General features: G+C 57.5%; 15 protein-coding genes. 7 read left to right on the plus strand and 8 right to left on the minus strand.

Annotated features, from left to right (window positions below; all coding sequences use genetic code 11):
• The first annotated feature begins 36 nt into the window (after positions 1-36).
• Positions 37-1,038 carry a DUF3078 domain-containing protein gene (locus tag J0X19_RS03560; protein WP_206981196.1) on the plus strand — a complete coding sequence of 334 codons (1,002 nt, stop codon included), beginning with the start codon at positions 37-39 and terminating at the stop codon, positions 1,036-1,038.
• A gap of 109 nt (positions 1,039-1,147) precedes the next feature.
• Positions 1,148-1,588 carry a hypothetical protein gene (locus J0X19_RS03565; RefSeq protein ID WP_206981198.1) on the plus strand — a complete coding sequence of 147 codons (441 nt, stop codon included), beginning with the start codon at positions 1,148-1,150 and terminating at the stop codon, positions 1,586-1,588.
• A gap of 506 nt (positions 1,589-2,094) precedes the next feature.
• Here J0X19_RS03565 and J0X19_RS03570 read toward each other — a convergent pair.
• The 7 genes from J0X19_RS03570 to J0X19_RS03600 form a co-directional block, all read right to left on the minus strand.
• Positions 2,095-2,922, minus strand: a complete 828-nt coding sequence (locus J0X19_RS03570) for a hypothetical protein (protein WP_206981200.1) — start codon at positions 2,920-2,922, stop codon at positions 2,095-2,097.
• A 215-nt stretch (positions 2,923-3,137) separates the two neighbouring features.
• Complete coding sequence (infB, locus tag J0X19_RS03575; protein WP_206981202.1) at positions 3,138-6,260, minus strand: translation initiation factor IF-2; 3,123 nt, start codon at positions 6,258-6,260, stop codon at positions 3,138-3,140.
• A gap of 122 nt (positions 6,261-6,382) precedes the next feature.
• Positions 6,383-7,678, minus strand: a complete 1,296-nt coding sequence (gene nusA / locus J0X19_RS03580; protein ID WP_206981211.1) for a transcription termination factor NusA — start codon at positions 7,676-7,678, stop codon at positions 6,383-6,385.
• Positions 7,679-7,795: 117 nt separating this feature from the next.
• On the minus strand, positions 7,796-8,266 hold the full coding sequence (locus J0X19_RS03585; RefSeq protein ID WP_242581954.1) for a ribosome maturation factor RimP: 471 nt from the start codon (positions 8,264-8,266) through the stop codon (positions 7,796-7,798).
• 144 nt (positions 8,267-8,410) lie between these two features.
• Positions 8,411-12,307, minus strand: a complete 3,897-nt coding sequence (locus J0X19_RS03590) for a DUF7948 domain-containing protein (RefSeq protein ID WP_206981220.1) — start codon at positions 12,305-12,307, stop codon at positions 8,411-8,413.
• A 98-nt stretch (positions 12,308-12,405) separates the two neighbouring features.
• The gene (locus J0X19_RS03595) at positions 12,406-15,807 is read right to left on the minus strand and encodes a DUF7948 domain-containing protein (RefSeq protein ID WP_206981229.1); all 3,402 of its coding nucleotides are present in this window, start codon (positions 15,805-15,807) and stop codon (positions 12,406-12,408) included.
• A 120-nt stretch (positions 15,808-15,927) separates the two neighbouring features.
• Positions 15,928-19,485 carry a DUF7948 domain-containing protein gene (locus J0X19_RS03600; protein WP_206981230.1) on the minus strand — a complete coding sequence of 1,186 codons (3,558 nt, stop codon included), beginning with the start codon at positions 19,483-19,485 and terminating at the stop codon, positions 15,928-15,930.
• 328 nt (positions 19,486-19,813) lie between these two features.
• Here J0X19_RS03600 and J0X19_RS03605 point away from each other — a divergent pair, with 328 nt between their 5' ends.
• The 5 genes from J0X19_RS03605 to J0X19_RS03625 all read left to right on the plus strand — a co-directional run bounded on the left by J0X19_RS03605 (position 19,814) and on the right by J0X19_RS03625 (position 25,748).
• Positions 19,814-20,929, plus strand: coding sequence for an endonuclease/exonuclease/phosphatase family protein (locus J0X19_RS03605; protein WP_206981231.1), 1,116 nt, complete (start codon positions 19,814-19,816; stop codon positions 20,927-20,929).
• 300 nt (positions 20,930-21,229) lie between these two features.
• Positions 21,230-22,777, plus strand: a complete 1,548-nt coding sequence (cysS, locus tag J0X19_RS03610) for a cysteine--tRNA ligase (protein WP_206981235.1) — start codon at positions 21,230-21,232, stop codon at positions 22,775-22,777.
• Between the two features lie 133 nt (positions 22,778-22,910).
• Entirely contained in the window at positions 22,911-23,939 is a 1,029-nt protein-coding gene (locus J0X19_RS03615) for a M28 family peptidase (RefSeq protein WP_206981237.1), read from the plus strand.
• Between the two features lie 172 nt (positions 23,940-24,111).
• Positions 24,112-25,182 carry a type VI secretion system tube protein TssD gene (tssD, locus tag J0X19_RS03620; RefSeq protein WP_206981239.1) on the plus strand — a complete coding sequence of 357 codons (1,071 nt, stop codon included), beginning with the start codon at positions 24,112-24,114 and terminating at the stop codon, positions 25,180-25,182.
• A gap of 29 nt (positions 25,183-25,211) precedes the next feature.
• On the plus strand, positions 25,212-25,748 hold the full coding sequence (locus J0X19_RS03625; protein WP_206981241.1) for a hypothetical protein: 537 nt from the start codon (positions 25,212-25,214) through the stop codon (positions 25,746-25,748).
• 34 nt (positions 25,749-25,782) lie between these two features.
• Here J0X19_RS03625 and J0X19_RS03630 read toward each other — a convergent pair whose 3' ends face one another.
• Positions 25,783-26,688 (minus strand): S66 peptidase family protein, encoded by a 906-nt coding sequence (locus tag J0X19_RS03630; RefSeq protein ID WP_206981243.1) that lies wholly within the window; start codon positions 26,686-26,688, stop codon positions 25,783-25,785.
• Positions 26,689-26,807 lie beyond the last annotated feature (119 nt).

Here is a 26,807-nt window from a genome sequence, read left to right on the forward strand (position 1 = left end):
TTTGTCCCCGGATTTTCACTTCATTTTCTAGTTCCTATGAGAATAGCTGCCCTTATTCGACGATACTACGCAGTATGCAGCCTGTTACTAGCCTTACCGGTGGCTACCCTGGCGCAGGCAATTCCAAACCGGGCTCCGGTTCCGCAGGAAACGTTCAGAATATCCGCCGAGGTAGATACGGCGCGGGGTTGGCGGCATGGGGGAGCCGGTACGCTCAATTTCAGTCAGGTGAGCCTTAGTAACTGGGCCCCGGGCGGGCAAAGCTCCCTGTCGTTGCTGGGGCTGGGTAATAGCTACGCGCATTACCGCGGCGAAAAGCACTCCTTCGATTTGGCGGGCAACCTCGTGTATGGCTTGCTGAAAGCCGGCAAAGCCAAGGTGCGCAAAAACGACGACCGGCTGGAAGTGAACGGCCGCTACGCCCGCAACTTCGCCCCCAAATGGTCGTATGCCACGCAGCTAAACCTGAAAACTCAGCTTACACCCACCTACGACGCCTCGAAAACCGATTCTCTGCTGTCTAAATTCTTCGCACCCGCTTATATCCTGGCCTCCTTAGGTTTCGAGTATAAGCCAGACGAAAATTTCTCGTTATTTCTGTCGCCTGTCACCGGTAAATTCACTGTAGTAGCCGACCGGGCGCTGGCTGATGCCGGCTCGTTTGGCGTGAAAGCCGCCCGGCTGGGCCCCGACGGCTTGCCAGTGCGCAACACCGGTGAGCGGCTGCGCGAGGAACTGGGCGCGTACCTCAACGCCCGCTACCGCCGGCCCCTCATGACCAACATCACCTATCAAACACGGCTGGAACTGTTCAGCAACTATTTCCACAACCCGCAGAACATTGATGTGAACTGGGAAAACTTGATTGATTTCAAAATCAATAAATTCTTTAGCGCCAGCGTTGCTACCACATTGATCTACGACGACGACATTCTGGTGCCGCTAAACGCCGACCAGCAAAATGCCGAAGGCACGGCCCGCGGCCGACGGATTCAGTTCAAAGAAACGCTAGGTATCGGGCTGACTTACAAGTTTTAAAGAAATTGAACTATCTTAGCATACTGCCCGTTGCCGCGCTAGAAATACTGCCCCTTTTTGCCCGCTGATTTCCGCCGGTCCCACCCGCCTATTTTACCCATTTTCGCGCATGAAACAACTGTTAGCTGTCTTGGTGTTGATTTTCGCAGGCTTGCTAAACCGCACCGCCTATGCCCAAGCTCCTACTCTTCCTTCCGATGGACCAACTGCCCGCCAAGAGCAGACTCCTCGCAAGCGCAAAGCTAGCTCCGTGGATATTGCCAACATGCAGCGGCGCATGAACATGAACCCGGAGGAAGCCAAGCGCGACCAGCAGTTGGAGGTATTGCAAGCCCGCGCTGGTGGTGGCAACACTAGCTTCGGCCGCGCCGCAGGCCCAGCCCGGCAGTACGAAAAAGGCAACGGCGGTTTCACGGTGCGCAAGTTCAAAGCCAGCAAGCACGCCCGCAACGCCATGATGAAGCGCGGGCAGAGCCGCCCCGCCATGGGCATCGACCCCAAAGGCAAACCATTGAAGCACAAGAAGAAAAAGCATTTCCTGTTCTTCTAACCGATAGGTAGTTACTCTAGCAGATCTACAATAGACGATAAAGGAAAAAGCCCCGGTGCATAGCACTAGGGCTTTTTTCATCTTTAGTGGAATCGGGGCCACCGTTCGCCCCCGGTTTAACTAAAGAAGGCACTTGTAACCGGTTGGTTACACAAACTTTAAAACTGCTGCCACCACTACGACAGTTAATATCTAGGAGCATCTCTGTTGAGACTCGGCAACGCTGAAAGAACTGTCGTACCACAGCAGATGATTATATCGTTATAGGTGTGTAGTCCAGATGGTGTGCTTGGTTATCGGTGGCAGAAGAAACGAAAGCAACTATAGGCAATGGGTTCATCGTGGAAGAAAGGCGACACGCACGCATAGCGAAGAGCTTCATATCATAAGCTGGTTTTAAAAGCGTACATACTGCCTTTATACTACCATGCTTCAAATAGAATAAAATCGATAAAATTACAAGCAGAAACACACTGATAGGGCCAGCATCCGAAAGATGCAGTTGGCTAGAACTTGCTGGTAAGCCCTAGTTTCAAATAGCTCATATCGTAGCCTAACTCGGCAAATGCTCCGAGCTTATCCGTGAACAGGTAACGGCCACCTAGGAAGATACCGCCCTCGAGACGGGTTTTATTGGCATAATCCCCAATAGAGTTGTCAGAGTAATTAGTGGAATACCTTGTAATACGAGCGGCCAAACTCACGCCAGCATACGTGTCCACCTTAGGGTTATCGGTGAAATTGTAATGATAAGCCCCACGGGCAGCTATATAAATATTGCTCCAAGTAGATTTGTAGTCATTGCCTAAAATGTCCCACGTGTAGCTATCTGATTTATAGCCAACCAAGCCCCCCACGCTGATTACGCCAGGGCCAATACCTTCCAGAATGCCTTTTTCAACAGAGAGACTAATAGCTGGCGACGAGTGCAAACTGCCTCCTAAACCGCTGTAGCCGTATCCGTATCCATTTCCCAGTCCTAACCCCAGGTTCACACCTATGGTGCCCTTGGCGAAGGAGGGTGCTTGCTGCGGCGCCACACCCGGAATCTCAAGTTTAGGAGAAGAAGCAGGCGGCGGTGTGGCTGGTGCTGGTGTAGTAGGGGCTGGTTTAGCTGCTGGTTGGGCAGCTGGCTTTGCAACGGGCTTAGCAGCTGGCCGAGCTGTAGTGGTAGTGCGCGTGGCAGCTGGCTTAGTAGCAGTGCTGGTTTTAGAAGATACTTTAGCTGCTGAGGTTTTAGCTGCAGCTGGCTTAGTGGCCGTTTTGGTTTGGGCTATAGCTGAAGTTGCTGTTAATCCGGCGCTTAGCAATACAAGAGCAAATGCTGACTTCATGTGGATCGGGGAATGATGTAACTTAATCGTTGAGAGATACAAAAATACCCGTACTCCCAGCCGCTGTCAATAACATGATGATGTGACAACGCTTTCAAGTCGCGAATTAGGTATAATTGGGCCATTTAAGGTTCGTTATATACGCACAACGCCCCGGCTGCTGAGCAACCGGGGCGTTGTGTTTCTATGGTATTTTGCTGCAAACCGAAGGTTGCTTACAAAGTCCGCTTCACTTCTTTTTCTTCGAAGCCTTCGATGTTGTCTCCCTCTTGCAGGTCGTTGAACCCTTTCAGCGAGATACCGCACTCGTAGCCTTGGCGTACTTCCGACACATCGTCTTTGTAGCGCTTGAGGTCCTGAATTTCGCCTGAGTACACCACAATGCCATTGCGTACGAGCCGTACTTTGGTTTTGCGAGTGAAAGTGCCTTCCGTCACCATACAGCCACCGATGGAGCCCACTTTGGTGATGTTGAACACCTGCCGGATTTCGGCATTGGCTACTACCACTTCCTGCACCGTTGGGGCCAGCATGCCTTCCATGGCATCCTTCACCTCATTGATGGCATTATAGATGATAGAGTAGAGGCGGATGTCAATCTGCTCCTGCTCAGCCAATTTCCGGGCGCTCTGCGAAGGCCGCACCTGGAAGCCAATGATGATGGCATCGGAAGCCGAAGCCAGCAGTACATCAGACTCCGAAATAGCACCCACGCCTTTGCTGAGGATATTCACCGAAACTTCCGGCGTGCTCAGCTTCAGCAAGGAGTCGGCCAGTGCTTCCACCGAACCGTCCACGTCACCTTTCACGATGATGTTCAGCTCTTTAAACGAAGCCAGTGCCAGACGACGACCAATTTCATCCAGCGTGATGTGCTTCTTGGTGCGCATGGTCTGCTCACGGGAAAGCTGCTGCCGTTGCGTTGCCAGTTCACGGGCTTCGCGTTCGGTCTCCATCACCTGAATTTTGTCGCCGGCCTGTGGAGCGCCGGTCAAGCCGAGCACCTGTACCGGAGTTGCCGGACCCGCCTGCTTCATCTTCTTGCCGCGGTGGTCGGTCATGGCTTTCACGCGGCCGTAGTGCGGACCAGCCAGCACCACGTCGCCCACTTTCATGGTACCAGTCTGCACCAGGATAGTAGTTACATAACCACGGCCTTTGTCCAGCGAGGCTTCAATAACTGCCCCAATGGCACTGCGGTCTGGGTTGGCTTTCAGCTCCAATATCTCAGCTTCCAGCAACACCTTTTCCAGTAGGTCGTCAATACCAAGCCCAGTTTTGGCCGATACTTCTTGCGACTGGTATTTACCACCCCATTCTTCTACCAGCACGTTGATAGCCGACAGTTCCTCACGGACTTTATCGGGGTTAGCACCCGGCTTATCGATTTTATTGAGGGCAATAACAATCGGTACGCCAGCCGCTTGCGCGTGGTTGATGGCTTCCTTGGTCTGCGGCATCACCGAGTCGTCGGCAGCTACCACAATAATGGCAATGTCGGTAATCTTAGCACCACGGGCACGCATAGCGGTAAACGCTTCGTGACCCGGCGTGTCAAGGAAAGTAACCCGTTTGCCTGATTTGGTTAGTACGTCGTAGGCACCGATGTGCTGCGTAATACCGCCGGCTTCGCCTTTGGCCACGCTGGCATTCCGGATGTAGTCAAGCAACGAAGTCTTACCGTGGTCGACGTGGCCCATGATGGTCACAATAGGAGCGCGAGGCTGCAAATCCTCTTCGTTATCCTCAATTTCGATTGTGGTATCTTCTTCCTCGGCGCTCAAGAACTCTACGTCGTAGCCAAATTCGTCGGCAATAACTGTAATGGCTTCGGCATCGAGGCGCTGGTTGATGGATACGAACATGCCCATATTTAGGCAGATCTTAATCACTTCGTTCACCGATACATCCATCAGTGAAGCCAAGTCATTGGCCGAGATGAATTCGGTTACTTTCAGTGTTTTAGCATCCAGTTCGTTTTGAGCGCGCTGTGCTTCACGATCTTCGGCCACACCAGCCCGCTTGTCGCGGCGGTACTTAGCGCGGTTATTCTGGTTGCCACCACGGCCGCCGCTGAGCTTAGCCAGCGTAGCCTTGATTTGTTCCTGAATCTGCTTTTCGTTCTGCTCTGGTGTGAGCGGGACGGCGGGGGCTTGGCGCTGGGCTGCCTGGCCAGTGCCCGTAACCCGCGGAGCGGCATTCGGCCGGTTGCCTTGGGCGCTGTTGTTGCCACGTGGGCCAGTGCCTGTTGGTCGGTTGCCTTGGTAGCCGCCACCCTGGCCTTGCTGGGTACCACCTTGACCCTGGCCGCCTTGGCCGGGTTGTGCGGTGCCTGCCTGACCTGGGATGCGCTGGCGCTGACGCTTCTTCGCGTCGGCAGCATTCAGGCCGCTCTTACGCACGTCGGACGAAGCTACGGGCCGTGGGCCACGGCCACCCGCTCCACCACGCCGCGACGAATCGAGCGGTAGCTCAATTTTTCCCAGTACGGTCAAGCCCTTCAACTGATCTGCACGAGCCGTGATAGTACCAGCTTCTTCAGTTGAAGCTTCAGGGGCGGCAGGAGCAACTGGTGTAGCAGCTACCGGAGCAGGAGCCGGGGCTGGCTTGCTTTCGGGAGCTTTCGTTTCAGTTGGCGCAGGAGCTGCGGGCTTGGGTGCTTCCACAGGTTCAGGTGCAAGAGCTGCCGGTGCCGATACTACAGGCGCTGGTGGGGCTACCGGAGTAGCAGCCACTGGAGCGGGAGTTGGCGCTACCGGAGCAGGCTCTGGCTTAGGTGCTTCAACCGGTGCTGGTGTAACGGCCACTGGCGGCGCTGCTACTGGGGTAGGGGCTGGTGGCGGAGTTGGCGCAGCAGCTGGCCGGGGCGGCACCGGCCGACCTTTGGAATCAAGCTCAATTTTACCCAAGACCTTTAGGCCGGGTACTTTAGGAGCTTCTACCACTGGAGCAGGGGTGGGCTCCGGGGCCGCAGCAGGGGCTGTTACAACTGGTGCTGCAACCGGGGCAGGAGCAGGTTTAGGCGCTTCAGCTGGCTTAGGGGCGGGAACTGGAGCCACTGGCGCTTTGGGCGCTACTGGCTCAGCAGGACGCGCCAAAGCCGCAGCCTCCAACTCACTCTGGCGCTTGGCCTGACTGAGTTTAGAAGCTTCGGCTTTGTCTTGGGCTGAAGACGCAAATTCCTTGTCCAGCAGCGCAACCTGATCCGAAGTCAGCTTGGTTGTGGGCTTATTTTCTACCGAAAATCCTTTTTTCGCTAGGGTTTCCACCAAGGTGTTCATCCCAACGTTCAGGTCTTTGGCTGCCTGACTAAGCCGTTTGGTTGCTGCTTCCGCCATTCTATGCTCGCGAACGATACTCTTATCTAATTGCAAAGGTACTACTTTAAATGGTGCCAGCCGACGTTAAATCCGGCCGGCTGGCCCGATTTAATGCCTTTGCCGGGCCGAAGCCCGCGCGCTCATTGCGCGTCGTCGCTGACGGTGGGAGATTGGGCTGCGTTATTTTCTTCTTCCTCCTCGTTGAATTCCTGTTTGATGACGCGGAAAAGGTCGTCTACGTGTTCCTCTTCCAGCTCTGTGCGACGCACAATGTCCTCTTTGCTAACTGCCAATACAGCCCGACCGGTGTCTAAACCGATTTTCTTGAGTTCGGCAATTATCCAAGATTCTATCTCATCCGAGAATTCATCGAGTGCAATGTCCTCGTCGTAGTCGCCGGCATCCCGGAATACGTCGATTTCCATGCCTACAAGGCGACTTGCCAATTTGATATTAGCACCACCCCGACCGATAGCCAACGAAACCTGGTCTGGCTTCAAGAACACCGAAACCCGACCAGTTTGTTCGTTTATTTTCATCGAAGTCAACTTCGCTGGCGACAAAGCCCGAGCAATGTAAAGCTCCAGGTTGTCGGTGTAGTTGATGACGTCGATATTTTCGTTTTCCAATTCGCGCACAACAGCGTGAATACGGGAGCCTTTCATGCCTACGCAAGCGCCTACCGGGTCAATCCGGTCGTCGTAGCTTTCTACGGCTACTTTAGCTCGTTCGCCGGGTTCGCGCACAATATTCTTGATGGTAATAAGACCATCATAGATTTCGGGCACTTCCTGTTCGAACAGACGCTCCAAGAAAGCAGGGGCAGCGCGTGAGAGGATGATTTTAGGCGTGCCATTGATGATTTCGACGCGGTGCACGACAGCGCGTACGGAGTCGCCTTTGCGGTACCGGTCTTTCGGAATCTGCTCGGCTTTGGGAAGGACCAACTCGTTTTCCTCCTTATCAAGGATGAGGGCCTCACGGCTCCAAACCTGATATACCTCGCCGCTAATGATTTCGCCTACTTGGTCTTTGTAAGCTTGATAGAGATTGTCGCGCTCCAAGTCTTTCACACGCTGAATCAGCGTTTGACGGGCCATCAGCACGGCGCGGCGGCCGAAGTCTTCCAGTTTGATTTCTTCGGTTACTTGCTCACCTACTTCAAAGTCAGGCTCGATTTTCTGCGCTTCCGCCAGCGGAATTTTGTCGTTGTCCCAGATATCTTCCGAGTTATCATCTACAATTTCGCGGTTACGGTAGATTTCCAAGTCGCCTTTGTCCACGTTCAGAATGACGTCGAAGTTGGCGTCATCCGTGTACTTCTTGCGAATCATGGTGCGGAACACGTCCTCCAAGATGCTCATCATCGTAGGGCGGTCGATGTTTTTGCTCCGGGCAAACTCGGCAAACGATTCAATCAGAACGTGGCTGTTCATCTGATTTAATTGTTGAATTGTTGAGTTGCTGCTTGTTGGGTGGGGCTGGCTGCTTGCTACTGCTGATATGCACCAGCAGAGTAGTAGTCAACAATTAACAATCAGCAATTTACTATTTTACTTGAAGGAAATAACTACTCGGGCTTCCTGGATATCGACAAAGGGTATCAGTACAGCGGGTAGCGTTTTCTGCTTGTTTTTCTCTTTTATCACTTCGGCCAGTTGAATGCCCTCGGGGGAGGTAGCTTCCAGTGCACCAGTTTTTTCGGTGCCATCGGCCAGCTTCAGGCTGAGCGTGCGGCCTACGTGCCGGGTGTATTGGCGCGGGTCGGAGAGGGGCTGGTCGGCACCGGGAGAGGTGACTTCCAGCGAATAGGTGGCATCTTCGCCGTAGGCCTCATCAATGCGACGGGCCAACCGGCGGCTTACCTGCGCGCACTCCTCAATGCCCAAGCCCTGCTCGCCGTCGAGGGTGACGGTGATTTTGGGCCGAACAGCATCAGACACGCTTAGATCGACTACGAATAGCTCGAAGCCGGCGAGGCTGTCCTGAAGCATCTCTGCAATGCGCTTTTGATCGAAATTCATTGAAACTTGAACCGGATGATAAAAGAAAGAGGGGACCTGCGTCCCCTCTTCACAATTCAGAATACTGCGCAAATATACGCTAATTAACTGCTGAAAGCAAGCGGACCCCGGAACGAGGCATAGCGCTTAGGCGTGAAAGAGCGGCTACCGACTTATTTCCAGCCAGCCTTTGACGGAAGTGCCATCTGCTTGGCGCAGCAGATAATAGTAGACGCCGTTGGGTAGTTTGCCACCATTCCAGTCGTTTTGATAGTTGGCGGCTTCAAAGACCTTATTTCCCCAACGCGAAAACACTTGTAATTGTGCCGGGCAGCCGTTGGTTGCTCTGAAATATTCGTTTTTGGGGTCACCGTTCGGGGTGATGATGTTGGGGATTTCGTAGGCCTTGGTGACTTCTACTACTGGTAAGTCAAGCTCAACAGCACACAGCCCATTGTTGAAGGGCCGCGTGAGGCGTGGAGTATAGCGGCCTGGCTGGGTGTACACGTGCGTAACGTTGTTGCCGCTACCTTGCGTACCGTCGCCGAAGTCCCAACGGACACCGGAGAAGTTATTGAGCGGGTCGGAGAAGCGTACCGTGAGCGGAGCCTGACGGGTTTCGGCGCATAGCTCGGGTTCCCAGCGGGCCGCGTAGGTCGGTGCTGGCGCTACGCTTACCCGGCGCGTGGCTGCGCTGGTGCACACTCCCGTTGTAATGGCGTAAGTGAGTGTAACTGAGCCAGTGAAGCCAGCAGGTGGTGTGAAAACACCCGTGCTACTCACGTTTGGACCGGTCCAGGTGCCGCCGGCTGGAGTGGCACGCAGGCGGAAGGCTTGGGTGGTGCCGGGGCAAAGTATCGTATCGGGCGGTAAACTGATTACAGCAGGACTGGAAATCGTGACGGGGATGGTGCCTGAAATATCACAAGGGCCAAAGCCAGTTGTATAGCTAAGCGAAAAAGTGCCGGTTCCGGCTAACGAAGGCGTAAATGTAAAGCCTGTGCTTGAGGGCCCCCGTACTCCTGGCCCACTCCACAGGGCGCTACCAGGGAGAGAAATGGGCGTAGTAGTAGTGATGCAGTAGCCCGGGAGAGTGGGGGGCGTGAACGTGCTATACTGCTGCACTGTAGCTATAAGAGTAGCCGTGCTAGTGCAGCCGCTAGTGCCCGTAATAGTGTAAGTGAGTGATTGTGTCCCAACCAGTGCTGCTGTAGGCGTAAATACGAAGCCGGTGCCTATTGACCCCGATACGCCCGGCCCGCTCCATACTCCTCCCACCGGTGACCCAGTTAGCGGTGTGGGTATACCGTTGGAGCAAACCGTGAAAGCAGGACCAGTTGTGGCTCGGACAATCGTTACTGTTTGGGTAGTTTGCAAAATACAGCCAGCGGAATTGACAGTATAGGTAAGAATATGTGTACCTGGTCCGGCTAAGTTGGGGTTGAACAAACTGCCTGTTACTCCTGGTCCTGAGAATGTACCGCCCGCCGGAGTGGCAGCCAACGAAATGCTGGGCAGTGCGCTTTGGCTGATACAGAACGAAGTTTGGGTTGGCGCTGTAAAAGCAGCTGACGGCGAAGGAACCACCGTCAACTGTAGCGTGGAAACTCCACCGCATGGCCCTACGCCGGTAACTGTGTAAGTGAGTGTCTGGATGCCCAGCAAAGCTGGCGTGGGTGTAAATACAAAGCCCGTGGCTACGGAACCTGACACGCCTGGCCCGGTCCAGGTGCCCCCCGCCGGGGAGCCGAGGAGCGGTTGTGGGGCTGAGGCTACGCACACGTTACGGTTGGTGCCCGCAATTACCGTTACCGTCTCAAAGTCGATTTTGAAGGCGGCATTGTTGCAGTTAGAGAAGCCCGAAGTAGTTGAATAGGTGCCCGCACCGGGTGGTATGGGAAAACCGCTGGTCCGGCCGCAGGCACACACCGCCTGGTACACTACGCCGCGCGGGTCGAAGCGCGAAGTGCCACCGTCTACATGGTCGCCGCCGCCGTTTTGGCCGAAATAGGTGGCATAGTCGAGGCGGGTAGCATCTGGGGCAAGCTGGAGCAGGTAGAAATCGTTGCCATCAGTGGTGCTTTGTACGGCATTGGTTGTGATGGGTAGAGTCTGCGTGTTGCCGTTACCAGGAGTGCCTTGGTTGGTACTGCCGCCCCAGCCGCTCACGTAAATGCGGTTGCACTGGTCAACCAGAAACGCCGTAGGCGAAATATCAATAGTGGAACGGCCGCTGCCAAACACGGTGGAAAAGCTGGTTATGCTCAGGTCGGCGTCGAGCTTATGAATGAATTGCTTGCTTCCAGGGTTCTGGTAACGCCCCGCCGTAACCGGGTAGCTACCCAAAGACTGGCCCAGCAGGTACACCGCACCGCTGGCATCAAGCTGCACAAAATACGCTTGGTCGTAAGCAGTAGTACCCAAATAGGTTGATTTCTCCAGTAAAGTACCCAACTGGCTAATGCGCGCCACGAAGCCATCAATACCGCCCCGCGCCGTGGGGTTCAGGGTGCCGGCAGTGGTGGGGAAGTTGGTGCTGCTAGTGCCGCCGCTGACGTACACGTTGCCGGTAGCGCCAAGTTGGAGCGAGTACGCTGCATCGGTGCCAGACCCACCCAAGAAGCTGCTCCAGAGCAAGGTGCTGGCCGTAGCATTTAGCTTGCACACCACGGCATCTAGCCCGCCACCCTGAAACGTGCGGCCTAAGCCATTGCTGACAGGGAAGTCTGTGGAAGCACTATTAGAGGCTATGTAGATATTGTCGTTGGCATCCAGCTGAATGTCGCCCCGGAACGTGTCGCCGTAATTCTGAACCAGGGAAGGAATGCCAGTGGTGGCTAACAAGCCGTCGTTGGCAGAGCCCCCAACAAAGGTGGAGCCGCCCAAGGTGCTGCCGTTGTTGCTGAGGCGGGTCACCACCAAATCGGAACCATTTGGCAAGGTGGCGTTGAATACACTGGTAGGAGTGCCGCCGTTGTAGGTACGGTCGTAGGCGCCGGTGGTGGTTGGGTAGTCAAGGGAAGATGTGGTGCCGAGCATGAACAAGTCGCCTTGACTACCAACTACCAAGCTGTGCGGAAAATCAGCCTGTGAACCGCCCAGGTAGGTGGCCCACACCCGTGCCGCCGGACCGGTGGTAGCGGTGTTGTACTTGATGATGCCAATGTCAATGACGTTGTTGAACGACGTCTGGTAAGCGCCCACTGTAGTTGGGTAACCCGGCCCGAACACAATACCGCCCGAGTACATATTGCCCTGCGCATCATAAGTAGCCGTGAAACCCCAATTGTCGTTGGTGGCGCCGGTGTAGGTGGAAAATACCACGGTTGGGTCGATGGTGAGAGGCTGCTGCCGGTCGTAGGTCCCGAGTTGGAAGCGGATAGTCTGCCCGTCTAGCACGTAGGCGCAGGACACCTCGCGGCGGTGACCGGTGGCATCGGTTTGCCAGGCTTTGGGCGCTAGCTCCCGAATTATGCCCACTGAAGTACTGATTTCCAAGCTACCGTCAGAAGTGAGGCGAAGCGCGTCGGCGCCATCGTAGCGGAGTTGGATGGCGGCGGGTTGGGCGTTGGCGGCCAGTTCGAAGTCGTATTCCAGCTGCTGGTTCTGGTTTTCGTAGAAGTGCGCCCCAATGCCGGGCCAGATGCCGGCATAGCGCAACTCCCGAAACCCGGGCACGTTCCGGGCCCAGTGCTTGGGGTCGTTGCCGCGCAGATAGTGCCGGACTTCAGCGGTTTGGGTTTCAGGCTTTAGTGCTGGCTGCGGCGCACCGCCTTCAAACGTAACGCGCAACGCGTGGGCCTTGAGGGCAGTAGTGGCAGCGGGTTGTGGCTGGCCGGCATGCGCATGGGGTACATCGGCCAGCAACGAATACGTGAGGCCGCCGGGCTCCAGAAACAGCCGCCCACTCGGAATATCAGCTGAGTAGCGCACCGGCTCCGGCCACTGCCCCCGGTTCTCGATGAACTCCAGGCTGGGCGCCGCGGCTACTGGCACCTGGGCGTGAGTTGATTCAATAAAAAAGCCACCAACAGCAGCTAGCAACAGTAGTTTTCTCCACATAGAATGGTGCGGTAGTGAACAGGATAGAAAAAGCTGAAATACTGAAGCGTGTTATGCGAAGTGGAAAACCGGAGTGCAAATTTAGCATGGCAGGCACCTCACCTCTTCACTTCCAGCCAGCCCTTGGCGCGCCGGTTGTCTGCTCCGCGTAACTCGTAGTAATATACTCCATCGGCTAAACCAGCGGCGTTCCAATCGTTGTGGTAAGCAGCAGTGGAATACAGCAAAGAACCCCAGCGGGAAAAGATGCGCAAGGCAGGTGGCTCACAGCTCCAGCGCTGAACAAAAGTGTCGTTTTTCGAGTCGCCGTTGGGCGTGATGATGTTGGGCAAATCCTGCGCTTCTCCCACGGTGAAGGGCCTGAACGACAACTGGGTGGTGCAAGCGGGCCCGTAGCGTACCGACAGAACGGGGGCGTAGGTGCCGGGCTGGCTGTAGGTGTGGGTGATACCAGTCTGAAATTGAGTAAGCACCTCGGTGGTGCCGTCGCCAAACGACCAGGTGTAAATTCCCACTCCGTTGGCCGTCTGCGGAAATTCAACACGAAACGGCGCCAGCCCAGCCCAGTCGGGCCGGAAGGTACAGGCAGGGGCCCCCAATTCAGTGGCGGTGGCCGTTACGTCGGGTACCAGCGTAACCGTCCGCCGAGCAGTGGCCGTGCAGCCCAAGGAATTCCTGACGGTGTACGTGAGGTAGTTGTTGCTGGGGCCCGCCACCAAGCGCAGCACCGCAGCCGCATCAAACACCCCGTCGGCCGATACGCCCCGGCCGCTCCAGGTGCCACCGGCCGGAGAGGCACCCGCCAGGCGAAAAGGAGCAGCCGGCATGCCACACAGCACCGTGTCGGGGCCAGCTGCTACGGTAGGGATTGGCAGCACCGTAACGGCCCGGGTGGCGCTGCCGCATTGCGTGCTTGTATTGAGGGTGTACGTAAGCGTATGCGTGCCAGGCCCGGCCAGCGTCGGCCGAAACACCCCGCCTTCAACCCCCGGCCCCGAAAAAATACCCCCTGCCGGCGTGCCTACCAACGATACGGCAAACTCATTGTTGACGCATACCGGCGTGGCCGGCAACGTAGTGAACGTGACGGTGCTGGGCGTACGAACGGTAACGGCCAAGGTTTGGGTGGGCGAAGAACAGGCAACAGCCCCTGCCGGCAGCGTATAACGCAGGGTGTAGGTGCCGAGCAGCGCGGGCGTGGGAGTGAAATAATATTGTCCGTCAGGGCCAAGTGCCACGCTGGTCCCACTCCAAGTGCCCCCCGCCGGCGTGCCGCCCAGTAGCAGAGGTACTGCGTTCTGACAGAGGATAGCCGGTGGTAAAGCTCCATCCACGAGGGCTGGAAAACGTATTTTCAGAGAAGCATCGTTGCAGTTGCGGACGGCATTGTTGGTGAGCGAGTAATAGTTGGCCCCTGGTGGTACCTGAAACTGTAGGCCCGTGCGCACTTCGCAGTTGCCGCACACCGCCTGATACAGCGTGCCTTCGCTGTCAAAGCGGCTCTGGCCGTGCACATGGTCGCCGCCAAAAGTGCCGCGCGCCTCCAGCGCCACCGCATCGGCACTGAGTTGAAATGTACACACCGACCGGGAGCCGATGCCCGCAATACGCAGCCGGCCGCAGGCATCAAGCCCGAAAGCAGTGGGCTGCAAGTACGACGTCGCAATGCCGCTGGCATCGCCAAACTGCGTGATAAACAAGCTGCGGCTAAGGTCGGGGTCGAGCTTTTGCAGGTACACGTTGCCTCCCTCGGTGAAGTGCCCAGGCGAGAGGGGCATGCGGCCGGCGGTATTGCCTAGCACGTACACCTGCCCAGTGGCATCGAGCTGTAGCAAACTGGCATTATCGTAGGTGGCAGTGCCGAGCACACACGCCCGTTCCAGGCTGCGCCCGTCGGCGCTTAAGCGCACCACAAACCCATCGTTGAAGCCGGTGGCCAGCGGCCGGTACGCTCCGGCCGTAACCGGAAAATCGGAGCTAAAAGTGGAGCCTACCACGTAGATGCGGCCAGCCGCATCGAACTGCAAGGCATAAGCCGCATCTGACCCGCTGCCGCCCAAGTAAGTACTCCACACCAATTGGCGCAGGTCGGCGCTCAGCTTGCAAACCACGGCATCGGAAGCACCGCCCCGAAAAGTGGTGCTGTACCCAGCTACGGCCGGGAAATTGCCAGGCCCGGTCACCGAAGCCAGCACAATACCGCCGTCGGCAGCCAGGGCCACGTCGCCCAGAAACCGAAACGGCCCGTTGGTTACCGGTGGGCTGCCGGCCAGGGTACTTGCCACCACGAAGCCGTCGGTAGCATTGCTTCCCAGAAATGTAGCTTGCAGTGCCCCGCCCGTGGCGCTAAGCCGGGCCACAAACAAGTCGGCCCCGCGGCTATAGTGCACTTCATCGGGCGAAATACTGGGTCCACCTGCAAAGCTGCGGCTGTAGGCCTGCGCCGAAACCGGGAAGTTCGAGGAGCTAGTCGTGCCCAAAATCACCAGGTCTCCACTAGCTGATACCGTTAGCCGGTGTGGGGCCTCGGTGCCCGAGCCGCCCAGGTAAGTAGCATACAGGCGGGCGCCCGCGCCCTGCACCTGGGTGTTGTACTTGATGATGGCAATGTCGGCAGCTTCCGCGTAGCTCCGGTCGTAGGCACCGGGGGAGGCCGGGTAGCCAGCGCCAAACACAACGCCCGCCGAATATAGGTTGCCCTGGGCATCGTGCGTGGCCGTGAAACCCCAGTTATCGGCGGTGGAGCCCGTGAATGTGGCAAATACCACGGTGGGGTCGATGGTGAGAGGGCGCGTGGTATCGAAGGCGCCTAGCCGGAAACGCACCGTGTTGCCGCGCAGCTCGAACGCGCACGGCACCGCCACGCGTTGCCCGTTGATGTCCTGCCACGCCTTGGGAGCCTGCTCGGTTACCGTGCCCACCGACGTGCGCACCAGCAAGTTGCCTTCTGCGCTCAACGCTAGCTGGTAGGGGCCGGTGTAGCGGAGCTGGATGGCGGTGGGCTGGGCACCGGGGGCCAGTACAAAGTCGTATTCCAGCTGCCCGCCTGAGTTTTCATACACGTAGGCGTCGGTGCCGGGGTAGATATTGGGGTAATGCAGGCGCCGAAAGCTGCGCACGTTGTTGGCCCACTGTGTCGTGTTCTGCCCCAGAAAATAGTTGCGCACTTCAGTGGTAGGCTCCAAGCCCTCCGGGGAAACTGGCTGGCCACCCGCAAAAGTGACTGAATACGCGTGGCAGCGGAGCCTACCCGGCCTGCTCGTGTGCTGCCCTCCCGAATCGGTGGGGAGTGTATGGGGGTTGTATAGGGCGTAAGTGAAGCCCGTGGGCTCAGCGAATAGCTGCCCTGCGGCCAAGGCTCCCGCAAAGCGGACCTGCGGCGCCCATTGGCCTTGGTTGGCCACAAACTCCAGGTGCTTGGGTGCCGGAGTGCTTTCGGCGGCTAGTGCGCTGAACAGCAACAAGTAATTGGTAACCAGTAATAGTAGAAGGTGCCGCATGGGTAAATAGTGAATAGTTGATAATAACCGGAGTGCTAACGCACGTTGACCCGCGCCGCCCGCAAACACGAAAGCGCCCTGCCCTTCACGAAAAAGAGCAGGGCGCTTGCCGAAGAAGATTTACCGTTTCAGTTCCAGCCAGCCTTTGGCGCGCCGGTTGTCGGTGTCGCGTAGCAGGTAATAGTACACGCCGTCGGGCAGGCCTTTGCCGGTCCAGTCGTTGTGGTAGTCCTGGGTTTCGTACACGAGCGTGCCCCAGCGGTTGAACATCTGGAGGCGCGTAGGCTTGCAGCTGAACCGGGGCTTAAACGCGTCGTTGAGCGAGTCGCCGTTGGGAGTCATGATGTTAGGCATCTTCATTTCCTCAACCCGCACCGGGGCAAAAGCCGTTTCCACCACGCAGCCGGCGTAGCGCGCGGTCAGCTTCACGTTGTAGGTGCCCGGCTGCTCATACAGGTGCAGCGGGCTGGCTTCGGTGGAATGCGGCGTACCGTCGCCGAAGTCCCAGTTGTAGGTGCCGCCTGCTAAAACGGGTTCAAACTGACAGTTGAACGGCGCCATGCCAGCGTAATTGGGCGAGGCCGAGCACACCGGCAAATTCAGCGGCACGTTGGTAGCCGAAGTGGGCGCCAGCACCACCGTGCGGGTAGCCACGTTTTCGCAGCCGTTCAGCGAGTAGGTGTAGCGCAGCTGGAAAATACCGCCCCGGTTGTTGGTATTCGGTGGCGTAAACATGCCGCTCGCCGACATTCCAGGGCCGCTCCACACGCCGCCAGCCGGTGTCATACCTTGCATCTGAAACGGGCGTATCTGGTCGGCGCAAAGGGTGGTATCTCGGCCGGCGCGTACTTCGGGCAGCAGGCTAACCGTCACGGTTTGGGTGCCCACACCACAGCCCAACGTATCGGAAATGGAATACGTGATGGTATGAGTGCCGACGCCCGCCGCAGATGGGTTGAAAATACTGCCCGATACGCCGGGGCCGGAGAACGTGCCGCCCACCGGCGTAGCCGTCAGGTTCACGCTACCCGACGACACGCATTTCGGCGGAATAGGAGCCACAGTGATGGTGCGCACCGGCGTAACGGTCATGCGCAGGGGGCGGGTGCTTACGCAGGTACCGGTAGCGGCCACCGAATACGTGAGCATAGAAACGCCCATGCGAGCTGGCGAAGGCGTAAACTGGTAGCCGCCACCAGGCAGCGCCGTTACGCCTGGTCCGGCCCAGATACCGCCGGCTGGCGTACCGCCCAGCGTGATGGGGGCGCTGTTCACGCACACGTAACGGCTGGGGCCGGGGTCGGCCGTCACCACGCCAAAGTCAATTTTGAAAGCGGCGTTGTTGCAGTTCGTGTTGTTGTTGCGGGTGGAGTAGGTATTGGCGCCCGGCGGAACCGGGAAAGCCGAGGTGCCGCCGCAGCCGCCGCACACCGCCTGATACACCATGCCTTTCTTATCGAAGCGCGAAGTGCCACCGTCTACATGCTCGCCGCTACGGCCGCCCCGCTCCCCAAAAAACGTAGCGTACTCAATGGACTGCATGCCCGGCCGGAACTGCACGATGTAGAAGTCGGAGCCGTCGGTGGTGGACTGGATGGCGTTGGGCGTGACGGGCAGGCCGGCAGTGCCGCTGCTATTGCTGGCGGCGTTTGGGTAATTGACGGTGCCACCCCAGCCGCTCACGTAAATCCGCTCACAGTCATCCACCAGGAAAGCCGACAGTGAAATATCCGGAAGCAGCGTGTTGCCACTCCCAAACCGGGTGCTGTAGAGGCTGGTGCTGAGGGTTGGGTCGAGCTTCTGGATGAACTGCCGGCCATTGGTCACGCCATAGCAACCGGCACTAATAGGAATGTTGCCCTGCGTTTGCCCCAGTAGGTACACGTTGCTGGCCGCATCGAGCTGCACGAAGAAAGCCTGGTCGTAGTCAGAAGTGCCGATGTACGACGACTGAAGCACGGCGCCGCCGGTGTTGCTCAGGTGCGTTACAAACCCATCCGTGTTGCCCAGCTGTGTAGGGCGCAGGCTGCCGGTAGTGGTAGGGAAGTTGGCACTCAGGGTGCCGCCCGTCACGTACACGCCACGCGTGGCATCCACCTGCAACGAGTACGCCGCATCGGCCCCCGACCCACCTAAGTAGGTGGACCACAACAGGCTGCGCAGGTCGGCGGAAAACTTCACCACCACCGCATCGAAGGCCCCGCCCTGGAACGAAGTGCGGTAGCCGGTAGCCGGGAAATTAGGGCTGTTGGTAACCGAGGCCACATACACGTTGCCGTCGCCATCCGTCGTTACGTCGCCCCGGAACTGGTCACCGTAGTTGATAACCGGGCAGCCGGGCAGGCCATCAATGGTTTGGCCGCCCGACAGGGTAGATACCACGCCATCGGTGCCGGAACCGCCCAGCAGGGTACTACCAGTGAGCGTGCTGCCAGTGGCCGAAAGCTTGGCAACAAAAATATCGGCCCCGTTTTGGTACAGAAAACTCGTGAAGTTAGGCGACTCGTCGGGGAGGATGCGGGGGCCGCCGTTGTGGGTGTTGTCGTAGGCGCCGGCGGTAGTTGGGAAGGCGTTGCTGCCAGAACCGCCAGAGCCCGTAGAACCCAAAATCACTAATTCGCCCTGCGGATTCACCACCATGCTGTGCGGCACGTCCATGCTGCTGCCGCCCAGGTACGTGGCATACAGCCGGGAAGCGGCGCCCGTAACGGCCGTGTTGTATTTGATGATGCCCACATCGGTAGTGCCGGCCCAGGTGGTACGAAACGCCCCTGGGCTAGTTGGGAAGCCAATATCGAATACCGCCCCGCCCGAGTACATGTTGCCCTGCGCATCGTAGGTAGCCGTGAAGCCCCAGTTGTCGGCTGTAGAACCCGTGAAGGACGAGAATATAACTGTGGGGTCGATGGTGAGGGCGTGGCGCTGGTTGTACTTGCCCAGCTGAAAGCGCACCGTGCTGCCTTGCAGCTCGAACGCGCACGGCACGGCTACGCGCTGCCCATTAATGTCCTGCCAGGCTTTGGGCGCCTGCTCGGTTACGTTGCCCACGGAGGTAGTAATCAGTAGGTTGCCTTCCGGAGTGAGCGTGAGCTTATCCGCACCGGTGTAGCGGAGCCGGATGGCAGCGGGCTTGGCCCCGGCTTTCACCTGGAAATCGTATTCGAAGCGGTGCTCTTCGTTTTCGTAGAGGGTGGCCCCAATGCCGGGGTAGAGGTTGGTGTAGCGCAACTGCCGGAAGCCACGGGCGTTGCTGGCCCAGCGCTTCGGGTCGGAGCCACGGAAGTAATTGTAGGGTGCCGCTGTGCCTTGCTCACCACCTAGCTCGGGCGCGGCGTTGGCGCCTTCAAACGTAACCGAGTAGGAGTGGCCCCGCAGCTCGTCGCTGGGCGCAGTGGTAGAAGCGGTGCGGTCTTGCCGGTTGTGGTGCGAGTGGGCGCGCAGGGCAGCCGGGTCGAGGAAGGAATAGCTGAAACCCGCCGGGCCCACAAACAGCCGGCCGCCGGGCAGGGCCGCCGCGTACCGCGAGGGGCCTTCCCACTGCCCTTTGTTTTCCACAAACTCCAACGATGCTGCTGAGGGTGCGGCCGGAGTTGCAGCTGGCTTGGGTGCCGCCAGCAGGCACGGCGCCATAAGCAGCGACAAGCCGGAAAGAAGAAAGCGTACTGTAAAGAATGGCATAGAATGAATGGCTAATTGCTGATCAATGAATTAGTAAACGGTTGCTTGCGCAAAGCTTATATGTGTTGGTTGAGCTGATTGGCGTGCTTCGGATGGGTTGGCTTCAGGGATGTTGTGCCCCTAAGAAACCAACCGCTCAGCAAGCAGGCATTCAGCAATGTAACAAGCAACAATTCAGCAGTCAGCAACCATTTACTCATCACTTCCAACCTTGAAAGTACAACGAAAACCGGTCATATTTCCTGCGCAAGAATCGGGCCCGGTAGCTTGGGCGGTTCCGTCTTACCTTTGCTCGTCCTGCATGGCCTAAAGCCGTGCGCTTGCTGCCGTGCGTCGTTCGTTTGCTTTCACCTGCACCTTACTGATTATTGGGTGGCTGCTCGTGGCCATTGCCTGCGTGCAGGTGCCCGCCTACACGTTCTGGCCCGCTACCTTCGGGGCCCTGACCTTGCCTGTGGCGCTGGTGCTGAACCTGCTGGCGGTGGGGTACTGGTTGCTGCGCAACTGGCGGGTGGCAACGCTGCCGCTGCTGGTGGCCATACTCACGTGGCCGCACTTCCAGCGGGGGCTGGCCCTGCATCCGTTGCGAGTAGCGCCGGCCAGCACAGCACCAGGGCAGCGGGTACGGGTGCTGTCGGCCAACGTGCGCATCTTCAACGTGTACCCGCAGCTGCGCGACGCCGAGTTGAACTCGTCGCGCCAGATGATACAGTGGCTGGCCGACAACCCGGCGGATATCCTCTGCCTTCAGGAGTTCTACAACGAGCCGCGCACGTCCACCAGCAAAGAGAAGAACATCTTCAACAGTGTGGAGCGTATTGGCGAGCAAGCCGGCCGGCAGAGCTTCGTGTCCCGGACGCTCACCAACCGGGTGGGAGCCGAGTTTGGCATTGCCATCTTCTCGCGCTACCCCATCCTGCGGCGTGGCACGGTCAGCTTCGGTAAGCTAAGCCAGAACCACGCCATGTGGGTGGATTTGCGCCTGCCGTCCGCCGATACTATCCGGGTGTTCAACTTCCACCTGCAAAGCATGAGCCTCGATGAGCGCGACATTGTGGACAGCTACTCCAGCAAAGCCGGTTTCAAGCGGAAAGGCCTGGGGCTGATGCGCCGCTTCAAGCGGGGTGCGGTGGCCCGCTCCTGGCAGGTAGATACGCTGGTGCGCCGTTTCGAGCGGAGCCCGTACCCGCTGCTGCTCTGCGCCGACCTCAACGACCTGCCCTACAGCTACAGCTACGACCAACTCGCCGACCGGTTCCAGAACGCCTGGGCCAGCGTGGGCAACGGCTTCGGGCACACCTACCACGGCCAGGTTCCCCTGCTGCGCATCGACAACCAGTTTGCCGGCCCCGAGTGGCTGGTAGATGACATCTGGGTACACTACGAAATTCCGTACTCCGACCATTTCCCCTCCACCGTCACGTACCGCCTGCCCCCGAAATAACGCAGCTACCAGCTGTAGTGAGTGAAGCACAGAAGCCCCGTTGTTTTGTACTGCAAACCGTGCTTCTAGAACTACGAAATGAACTTTATGTACTCCTGACTTTCGCTTTTGTGCTGTTTGGGGTGGCTTATAAACTTAGTTGCCTGAAAAACCACCTGAAACATCTAAAATTCGGGCTTGTTGAAGCACTTCTAATGGCCTATTCTGTTCCGCTATTTTTGCAGCGTTAAAGCCAATAGCTTCCGTCACGAAATCCGCCTCAATCAACGAAGCCGTTGAAATCCGTCATACTTTTGCCGCATGCAGCCCTCACTCTCGCTTTATAATACGCTTACCCGCCGCAAAGCCCCGTTCCAACCCCTGCACGCTCCCTTCGTGGGCGTGTACCTCTGCGGCCCAACCGTATACAGCGAGGCGCACGTGGGCAATGCCCGCGGCCCGGTGGTGTTTGACGTGCTGACGCGCTACCTGCGCCACTTAGGCTACACCGTGCGCTACGTCCGCAACATCACCGATGTGGGCCACCTGGAAGGCGACGCCGATGAAGGTGAAGACAAAATCAGCAAGCGCGCCAAGGCCCAAAAGCTGGAGCCCATGCAGGTAGCCGAGCAGTACGCCAACCTCTACCAAAGCCACATGGAGGCCCTGGGCTGCTTGCCGCCCGATATTACGCCCCGCGCCAGCGGCCACATCATCGAGCAGATTGAGATGATTCAGGAAATCATCAGCAACGGCTTTGGCTACGAGGTGAACGGCTCGGTGTACTTTGATGTGCCCGCCTACAACGAGGCCGGCCGCGGCTACGGCAAGCTCTCCAACCGCGTAGTAGAGGAGCTGCTGGCCGGCTCGCGCGACAACCTCACCGGGCAGCAGGAAAAGCGCAGCCCCTTGGATTTTGCGCTGTGGAAGCAAGCCGATGAGCGCCACCTCATGCGCTGGCCCTCGCCCTGGGGCGACGGGTTTCCGGGTTGGCACCTGGAGTGCTCGGCCATGAGCCGCAAGTACCTCGGCGCCGAGTTCGACATTCATGGCGGCGGTTTGGACCTGATGTTCCCACACCACGAGTGCGAAATTGCCCAGAGCCAGGCCTGCAACCACCCCACCAACGAAGCGCAGGTGTGGATGCACAACAACATGATTACGGTGAACGGAGCCAAGATGAGCAAGTCGCTCGGCAACTTCATCACCATCAGTGAGTTGTTCGAGGGTACCAACGCCACACTGGCCCAGGCCTATTCGCCCATGACAGTGCGCTTCTTTTTGCTGCAAGCGCACTACCGCAGCACCGTGGATATTACTGATGAAGGCTTGCAGGCAGCCCGCAAAGGCTACCGCAAGCTCATGAACGGCCTTCGCCTGCTGGATAAGCTGCGCGAGCTTAGCCTCTCTTCGGACATCATTAAGGCCCGCACGCTGGCTCCCGTCACCGAAGGCAAAGCCCCCGACACTACCGCTGCCGACGCCGAGCTGCGCAAGCTGGTAGCCGACTGCTTTGTGGGCTTGAACGACGACCTGAATACGGCCCGTGCCATTGCCAGCCTGTTCAATCTGCTGCGCAAGCTCAACGGTTTCTATGCCAACCCGGCCACGTTGGCCACGGTAAGCGCCGCCGCCGTGCAGGAAGCCACTGAGGCTTACCAGGCGCTGGTGCAGGATGTGCTGGGTTTAGTAGACGAGCCGCGTGCCAGTGCCGAAGACTTGCTCAGCCTCACGCTGGAATTCTACCAGGAAGCCAAAGCCACCAAGGCTTACGACAAAGTAGACCAGATTCGGGCGGCGCTCAAGGCGCAGGGCATCGTGGTGAAAGACACGAAAGCCGGCATCGATTGGGCGTATAGTGAAGAGTAAAGAGAATAGTGAAGAACGTCATGCTGAGCGAAGCCGAAGCATCTCGCTAGTGTAGTAAATACTATTCTTTCGTCAGTACGCGAGATGCTTCGGCTTCGCTCAGCATGACGGCCTATTAAGCAAACCATCTACCATGAAACTCACCCGTTTTGCTCCTGTCGCGCTGGCGGCCCTGCTGCTCACCGGCTGCTTCGATAACAAGAAGCCTAACACCGAAACCTCGGCGCCGGAACAGGCAACGCTGCCGGCCGCGCCCAGCTTCAACCCCGACTCGGCCTATGCCTACGTGGCCAAGCAGGTAGCGTTTGGGCCGCGGGTGCCCAACTCGGCGGCCCACGTGAAAACCGGCGACTGGGTTATCGGCAAGTTCAAGAGCTACGGGCTGTCGGTGCGGGAGCAGCCGTTTGAGGCCATGGCCTTCGATGGCAAGATGCTGAAGTCGCGCAACATCATTGCTCAGTTTCAGCCCCAGGCCGCCCGCCGCGTTACCATTTTCACGCACTGGGACACCCGCCCCTTCGCCGACAAAGACAAGCAGCAGAAAAACGCGCCGTTCGATGGCGCTTCCGACGGGGCCAGCGGCGTAGGTATTGCCCTGGAAATGGCACGCCTGCTGGCCGCGCAGCCCGACAGCCTCACGCCCGCCGTGGGTGTCGATTTCATCTTATTCGACTCCGAAGATTACGGCTACGATTCCAGCACCCAGGGTGAACTGAAAAACCAGTTGGCCAACCTCGAAGCGCAGGGCGGCTCCAGCTGGTGCCTGGGCTCCCAGTACTGGGCCAAAAACATGGTGCCCACCAACTACAAGCCCGAGTTCGGGATTCTGCTCGATATGGTAGGGGCCAAAAACGGCAAGTTCAGCCGCGAAGGCCAGTCGTTGGAAAAAGCGCGCGACGTGGTGGATAAAGTCTGGAACCTGGCCTCCCAGCTCGGCTACTCCGACTACTTCCTGTTCAAAGACATGGTGGGCATCACCGACGACCACGTGTACACCAACCAAGCCGGCGTCCGTACCATCGACATAATTGACACGCTGCCTTTCGGCGACGAAACCTTCCCCGCCTACCACCACACCACCCAAGACAACCTGGCCAACATCGATAAGCGTACCCTCAAAGCAGTAGGCCAAACCGTGTTGCAGACGATTTACGGGGAGTAGCTAATGTGCAGGCAATAAGCTTATTGAGTCGGCCTCGGGCAGGGGAGTGGCTTGTGCGCTGCGCCTGCTGAACCCGGCCCATACCCCAGCGAGTAGCAGCGGCGTACTAGCCAGTAGATTGCGAGAAGCGGCCGGAAAACCGTAGCTTACCCGTAACTACCCGTATGCTTATATGATTAATGCCTCCTTCGAGGGCACTTTATATCTGTCCTCCCTGAATCTGCGGTTACCCATCCAGCGCAGCTATTACCAGTGGCAGCAGCAGCAAGACCACCGGGGCCGGCCCAGCAGCAAAGTGCGGTTCGGTTCCTTGCTGATTGAGGTGCTGGCTAATCAAGCACAGCTTGCCGAACTCTCGCAGGCCGCCTCCGACCCGTACGTGGTGCTGGATGGCCACGCAGCCTACCAGCGCACCGACGGGCAAGGTACCTTTATCAACGTCTGGTTTCGGGAGGCCAGCCTGCACCGCTTCACCGAATATTTTGATGCCACCGGCACCAACGGCACCGAGCCCAGCTGGGTGGTGCAGTTTGCCCTGGCCCCCCAGGAAATGGGCCGCGACAGTGGCGGCGCCGGCGAGTTTGTAATGCCAGCCCCCGGCACGCACGGCCTGCCAGTAGCAGTTGCAACTGCGGCAAGTGCCTTGATGCAGAAGTTGCCCGTAACGGATGTTGAGTTGTTGTTCAGCAACAATACGCTCATTGAAATTCGCAATCAGATAGCATCAGGCACAATAAAGAGGGAGTATCCTGATCTTATTTCGGCGGAAGAGCAGGCAGTTATTGCCTTCTATACCACTGGGGAAGGGTACAGAAACTTCAATCTGGCTTTAAGGGGTGAACAGCCGATGACACCATTTTTCACGGCTCAGGAAAAAGTATTGAATGCGGCACTTGATAAGCTCCCTAAATTTCAGGAGTGGGTGGTAAGAGGCACCGGGCAGTCGGAGGTTGACAGATTTAAAAACGCGGAAGTAGGCGACGTACTAGAATATGAAAACTTTGTTTCCAGTAGCCTGGAAGAAGTTATAGCGGATGATTTTATGTACCGTAAACAAGGTGAATATGTATTAAGAATAAAATCGAAAACCGGCGTAAATATCACCGAAATGTCTATGGCAAAAGCAGAAGATGAAGTGTTATTTAAATCGAAAAAATCATTCAAAGTAACCGCAAAAAGCTACAGACCCAGATTTACGGAAGACGACCCGCTTGTAAAGGAAATTTACCTCGAAGAGGTGTAACTCCGTTGCGTACTATAAAGAATAGATTCATGTTTGATAGTAAAATAAAGCAGCTCGAATTGTTGACGGCGCAGTACGAGAAACTGCTGGCGCTGAGTGCCGCCCACGGAGCAGCGGAATCTGTAAACCAAGAAAAGTTTCTGCTCAAAAGGGTGCTGGATGAACTAACGTGGGATAGTCTGGAGGATACCGTAAAGCAGGAAAAGCGCAAAGCAGCGGTAGTCTTGTTGGATAAGTGGAGCTACGAGGAGGGCAGTGCCGGGAATATAGCGTATGAAAAAAGCGTAGTGGAATTATATGAGCGTATCGAAGCGCTATTAAGTGAACTGACGGAGGATACTACGTTTTCTATTCGGTTAAAAGCATTGCTGTTGATAGAAAAATCATTTATCAATGAGCAAAAAGAATTTAGCAAGATGAGGCATATGGATTATTATATATGGTCTGAATTGTTTGCTGACAATCAGGCGAAAATATATTATCCGCTTGAGCTTGCTGAGTTAAACGCTACGTTCAGAGAAATGTACCGTAACTGGCCGAAAAGGCCTTATAAGGATATTGCCTAGGAGCCGCAACGGGTACAAGCGCAAGGGCCTGCTGCTATGCATACGTTAGCCGGGCGCCTTGCGCATCCACTACCAAATGCGCTTCACGGCCGCAAATCAGGGCCATGTTCTGGGGTTCGTGTCCGACAGGGAAGTTGTGGGCCACCGGAAAATCGTACTTGTTGGCGTAGTGCTGAATGATTTCGTTGGGCGTCTGGCCGTAGGGCACGGTATTGTCCTGGGGGTTGCTGAAATGGCCCACCAGCAGCCCGGCCAGGTGGCGCAGCTTGCCGGTACGCTCCAGGTGCACCATCATCCGGTCAATGGCATAGAGGTACTCGTCGATATCCTCGATGAACAGAATGCGGCCAGCCGTGGGCACATCGGAAGCAGTGCCGGTCAAAGTCTGGAGTAAGCTAAGGTTGCCGCCTACTAGCTCACCCGTGGCCGTGCCGAAGCGGTTGAGTTGGTGCGGCGCTACCTGGTAGGCCACTGGCTCACCGAACAGCGCCCGGCGCAAGCTCTCCACCGATTCTTCGGCACCCTCCTGGTGAAACAGCAGCGGCATCACGCCGTGAATGCTCTGGTGGCCCAGCGCCAGCAAATGGCAGTTGAGAGTGGTAATATCAGAGAAGCCAGCCACCCATTTGGGGTCTTGCTGAAAGCGCGAAAAATCGAGCTGGTCGATGATGCGGGTGGTGCCGTAGCCGCCGCGGGCGCACAGCAGCGCCCGGATGGCAGGGTTGTCGAGCTGCAACTGAATGTCGCGCCGGCGCAGTTCATCGTCGCCGCCGAACTGGTGATGCGCCACGTTGGTACTTTCACCCAGCACCACGCGCAGGCCCCAGCTTTCCAGCAGCGCCACGGCGGCGGCCAACTCCTCGTGTGAGGCTTTGCGGGCAGGACACACAATGGCTACTTGGTCGCCGGAGCGAAGCGGAGCGGGAGCAGTGGTAAGCATATAGCAGAAGTTCAGTTAGCCGCAAACTTAGCGGCTAACCGGAATATATTGTTTTAGAAGCCCAAAGCTACCCGTCGCGCAGGTAGGAAGTCGGGCCCTAACTGAATTGGCTCTGGTTG

Source organism: Hymenobacter telluris (assembly GCF_017313265.1).
Taxonomy (GTDB): domain Bacteria; phylum Bacteroidota; class Bacteroidia; order Cytophagales; family Hymenobacteraceae; genus Hymenobacter; species Hymenobacter telluris.